The sequence below is a fragment of the Acinetobacter higginsii genome (assembly GCF_000369845.1).
Taxonomy (GTDB): domain Bacteria; phylum Pseudomonadota; class Gammaproteobacteria; order Pseudomonadales; family Moraxellaceae; genus Acinetobacter; species Acinetobacter higginsii.
Window position 1 is genome coordinate 1 of sequence record NZ_KB850218.1, and the last position, 4,335, is coordinate 4,335.

Annotated in this window: 5 protein-coding genes; 1 reads left to right on the forward strand and 4 read right to left on the reverse strand. The window is 41.3% G+C overall.

Annotated elements, in window-relative coordinates; genetic code table 11:
* Nucleotides 1-464: 464 nt before the first annotated feature.
* Nucleotides 465-2,090 carry a MobQ family relaxase gene (gene mobQ, locus F885_RS05435; protein WP_005320421.1) on the reverse strand — a complete coding sequence of 542 codons (1,626 nt, stop codon included), beginning with the start codon at nucleotides 2,088-2,090 and terminating at the stop codon, nucleotides 465-467.
* 223 nt (nucleotides 2,091-2,313) lie between these two features.
* On the opposite strand from mobQ, the gene F885_RS05430 reads away from it, so the two are divergent.
* Nucleotides 2,314-2,616: a hypothetical protein gene (locus F885_RS05430; protein WP_005320422.1), complete on the forward strand. Its 303-nt coding sequence runs from the start codon at nucleotides 2,314-2,316 to the stop codon at nucleotides 2,614-2,616.
* On the opposite strand, the gene F885_RS05425 is transcribed toward F885_RS05430, so the two are convergent.
* The 3 genes from F885_RS05425 to repM all read right to left on the reverse strand — a co-directional run bounded on the left by F885_RS05425 (nucleotide 2,607) and on the right by repM (nucleotide 4,122).
* The gene (locus F885_RS05425) at nucleotides 2,607-2,897 is read right to left on the reverse strand and encodes a type II toxin-antitoxin system RelE/ParE family toxin (RefSeq protein WP_308444302.1); all 291 of its coding nucleotides are present in this window, start codon (nucleotides 2,895-2,897) and stop codon (nucleotides 2,607-2,609) included. The two genes, F885_RS05430 and F885_RS05425, sit on opposite strands and share 10 nt — an antisense overlap.
* Nucleotides 2,866-3,054, reverse strand: coding sequence for a type II toxin-antitoxin system RelB family antitoxin (relB, locus tag F885_RS05420; protein WP_004676352.1), 189 nt, complete (start codon nucleotides 3,052-3,054; stop codon nucleotides 2,866-2,868). Before relB ends, F885_RS05425 begins: the two co-directional genes overlap by 32 nt.
* 63 nt (nucleotides 3,055-3,117) lie before the next feature.
* A complete protein-coding gene (gene repM, locus F885_RS05415; RefSeq protein WP_032859646.1) occupies nucleotides 3,118-4,122 on the reverse strand; it encodes a replication initiation protein RepM in 1,005 nt (334 codons plus the stop codon).
* Nucleotides 4,123-4,335: the final 213 nt, after the last annotated feature.

A 4,335-nucleotide genomic window follows, 5' to 3' on the forward strand; every position in this document is an offset into this window, starting at 1 on the left:
GGTCGGTAAACGTATATATATGGGTCGGTAAACGTATATATATGGGTCGGTAAACGTATATATATAATCTCTGAAATCATTACTAGATAAGGCTTTCAGCTCGTCTAAAAGCTTTTAAAAGCATTAAAAGCATTAAAAGCCCAAAAGCACTACAAAAACTGCCCTATGACACTCGCTTCGCTCGTGGCATTTTGACCTCGCTTCACTCGGTCTGAGGGGCAGTTTTTAGCAAATACCATCTAGGGCGTTGGGAAAAGCAAAAGCGCACGAAATCCAATAAAATCGAGGGTTCTGGGCTGTTAATAAGATGAGATACGCCAAAATCAGCACACAAAATAGTTACTTTCTAGGGGCGAAAACCGTAAAAAGCGGTTTTTCAGAGGGGTAAGGGGCGAAATTTTGGTTATTCGCTCGTAGACACTCGCTCTGTAAACTGTTCTTATTATTTAGAAAAAATAAATAATCTATGGCTCAAAGTCATTTTTAGGGCGTGGCTGTTGTTGTATCTCATCCCTATTAACAGGCTTTTGCTGCATTTCAGCTATTTCCTTGTCAAGCAATGCTTTGCGCTCTCTGTACGCTTCAAGTTTGGCTTCTGACTCACGCTCTCTTTGTAGTGTGAGTGCAGCTTCTTCCCTTGCTTTAGCTGCTTCCTCACGCATAAAGCGGTCATGCTCGGCTTGCCAGTCTTTAGCTGCCTGCTCTTTTTCCTGCCAGTGCTGACGATGGTATTTGATGAACTCGGCAAGTTCTTCATCGCCTGCCTGTTGTCCCTTATCAAACGATCTGCTGATAGCATCTCGCTCAAGTCGGTCTACGGTGCGAGGGGAGTGTTGTAAAAACTCTTGTAACCGTTGCCATTTCTGCTGTTGAGCCTGTTTTTGCTCATGCTCAACAATGGACTGGACTATAGCTTTGATCGCATCAATTTCAAAAAATGGCGGTGGTTCAATTTGTTGTGGCTGTTGCCCCGTCATCCGTTGCCACCATGTCGGCTGCGGTTGTTCTACTGGGGCGGGGGGTTGCGGTTGCTTGCCATGTCGGGCAAGCAAGGCGTAATCAGTGATGTACTGGGTTACTAAAGACTTGTCAGGGTGATTGGGGTCGAACGCTGTATGAAAATCTGTAGCTCGCTTGTGTGCATCAGCTAGAGATTGTGCCTCTAAACGCTCTCTTTTGCGTTCTAAAGCGATTTGTTGCTGTTGAGCATGTTCTGCATCACTTTTGGCTTTAGATTGCTGTAAATCGCTTACAATCGCTTTTGAGACTATAATCTCCTGATCTAGCCCCTTAATCTCCTGATCATCGCGGTATCTATCAGCGTTGCGCTGTTTGATCGCATCGTTTGACATTGCAACATCGGGCATAATGATGGCAAGGTCACGATCTTCTTCATTTTTTTGTTGTTCTGCTTCGTATCTTCTTCTTTGCTGTGTAACCTCGTAGCCCTCGTGCTGCGTGGCTTCTAGCCCATTTCCAAGGTCAGCATAACTCAGATGGGTTACACGCTCTTTAGAGCCGATTTGCTCCAGTTTTGCGTTTACTAGGTCGGCAAATGCTGCACGCCATTCGGTAACGGTTTTTGTCCCATGATCCCTGCTGAAATCACGGTACTTCTTGGCTTCAAACGTCCCATTTTTATCAATAGCTCTGGTCGTAAACATGACATGGGCGTGATAGTTACGTTCGTCAGATCCACCACCAACGTGGGGGACGTGTATTGCTGCGTCTACAACGACACCATGTTTTTTTACAATGCCCTGGCATAACTCATCGAGTAGGGCTTGCCGTTGTTCCTGGCTCAACTCTTTGGGAAAAGCAATTTCAAACTCTCTTGCCAGTAAAGCATCTTTTCTGCGCTCAGATTTTTCTACGGCATTCCACAATTTTTGGCGGTCTAATAATTCTTTTTTTGTGTTTTCAGGTGCATAAATATTTGTAAATTCAACACCTGATTTTTTTGTGTAATCCTGCTCTATCCCATAATAGTCACATACCAATTTTTCACCTGAACGATAGGCAGCACAAGCAACGGCACTACGTCCTGCACCTCTGCTAATCGCTTTCACTGAAAAATGATAAATTGCCATATTTGCTTTTGCTCTTATTTCGCTTTAGCGAAATACAAATTGAGGAACGAAATTTGTCAGGGGGTAAAGGGGGGGTTCCCCTTTCGCACCATTAATCCATACGAAGTATATGGATTAATGGCTAAGTGCGCCCTTCGGGGATTCTTTGAGTATCATATAACGTCTTGAACGCCAGTTCAAGACGTTATATGATCGAGAAGAATACTTGATATTGGAAAAGAGCATGACAGACGAAAAAGAGCCAAAGCCAAAGCTAACTTTAGAACAGAAAATTGAACAGCAAGAGCAAAAACTAAAGCAGCTAAAGGCACAAAAACAAGCTGCTGAAGCAAGAGAAAAGGCACGTAAAAAAGAGCAGGATAGAAAAGACGACACACGTATAAAAATTTTACTCGGTTCTTATCTGAAGAAAAAAATGGATAGTAACCCAGATTTCAATTCTCAAATTTTAGATGAACTGGAAAACTATCTGACAGCCGAACGAGATAGAAAACTGTTTGGACTATCCCCTCTTGATCAGGGATAGAGTCTACTCGTATGTATTACATTGGTAATGCGAATCAGGTCTGAAACCTCATAGACTAACCAATAATTTGGATGGACAAGTAACTCTCTTGTTCCTGCTCTTCGACCATTACGCCCTTTGTATGGGTGTTCTGCCAAATCTTCAGCAGATTGTAGAATATGGTCTTCTAGGTCATATGCGGCAACAGTATTATGGTTGGCGATATAGTCAATTATTGCTTCCAAATCTTCTACTGCGGTTGGTTGCCACTTAACGATTAGCACTGGCTTCTCTTTCCTCACGACGTTTTTTCATACGTGCCACTACTTGGTCATGGGGAATGGTGGGGCGTGAATCGGCTAGTGATTTCTCAACTTTTGCAATAAACCACGCATTGTATTCTGCTTCATGATCAGAACTTTCAAACTCTGACACGATAGGATCAAACCTTGTATTCATAGTTGGTACTCCAATTATTCGCTCAAGTTTACTGCTTTACGGTACAAAAATCATGGGTATTTTTTAATCAAAATTTATCCCAAAATCCTCAAGTTTCGATTGCCAGTAGTCTGCCGTTTCCTCCCCTCCCTCCATAATTTCGCCTTGAATACGCTTCAATGTACTAGATAAACCCTCATCGCCATGTTTGAAACGTTCGTGCAGTTTATGGGTGATAATTGACGTTGTGATACGACTTGCCCTATGCAACAAGGGATTCGCAGGCGGTGAGGTGTCTTTAACAACTGCTCTAGCTATGTTTTTTGTCTCAGCATCAGTTTTACCTGTGAACATATCAACGGTCTTTGGATCTCGCTTCTGATCAATCGGTTTTTCAATTTTTGACTGTTGTTTTTGTTTAAACTTGAATGAAAAGCCAATAATGCTACGTCCTTTTTTATGCTGCTCGTATTTTACAAAAATGTCTGTATGTTCATTAATCTGTTCAAGTGCAAGCTCTAATACCCGTAATTTAAAGTTTGCTAAAAGCTTATAGTCATTAACACCTAGTCCTAGTTTTCCTCTCAGTTCCTCTAGCCCTATCATTGGTGTTTTGCCTACGCTACGCCATGAAATAAGTATTTCATACAAGCGAGTTGCATACTTGCTTTTAAGAGTTGAGACTTGCTCTAGGTCGTAACTGGTAAACTGCTGTTCTAACTGTGTAATAAGTGGAACAACGGCAGGAGCGAAGATTAGTTGTACACTACCTTCCTCCTGAATATAACCAATTTGGCTCACCCACCTTGATGTCTGATTTATAACATTACCTTTCGGTGATAACTCTTGATAACTAAATTGCCTTGAAAATAGGTCTCGGCAAGCATCTTTCAACGCACCATAGGCTGTATGCTTTTGAACATTAAAATTTTGAATATAACTTGAGGCATGGATGGTTAAGGCATCATTGGCATTAATTCCCTTTCCTGTTTCTCTTGCTTCAATAATTGCTAATAAAATCAATCTTTGTTCGACTAACTCTAAATTATAACTGGCGTTAATTAACGCATTATCTTTGACTACCAACATATCGGCTGTTCCTCGTGGTGGTGCATTTGCTTTCTGGATTGAGGTCATTTTGTTGGTACTCCAAGAGACATATACTTGCCTTGTATGTTATATAGGCATACAAATAAATTTATGTAAATATATAACATTAATTTATTTGTATATATATGGTCGGTAAACGTATATATATGGGTCGGTAAACGTATATATATGGGTCGGTAAACGTATATATAT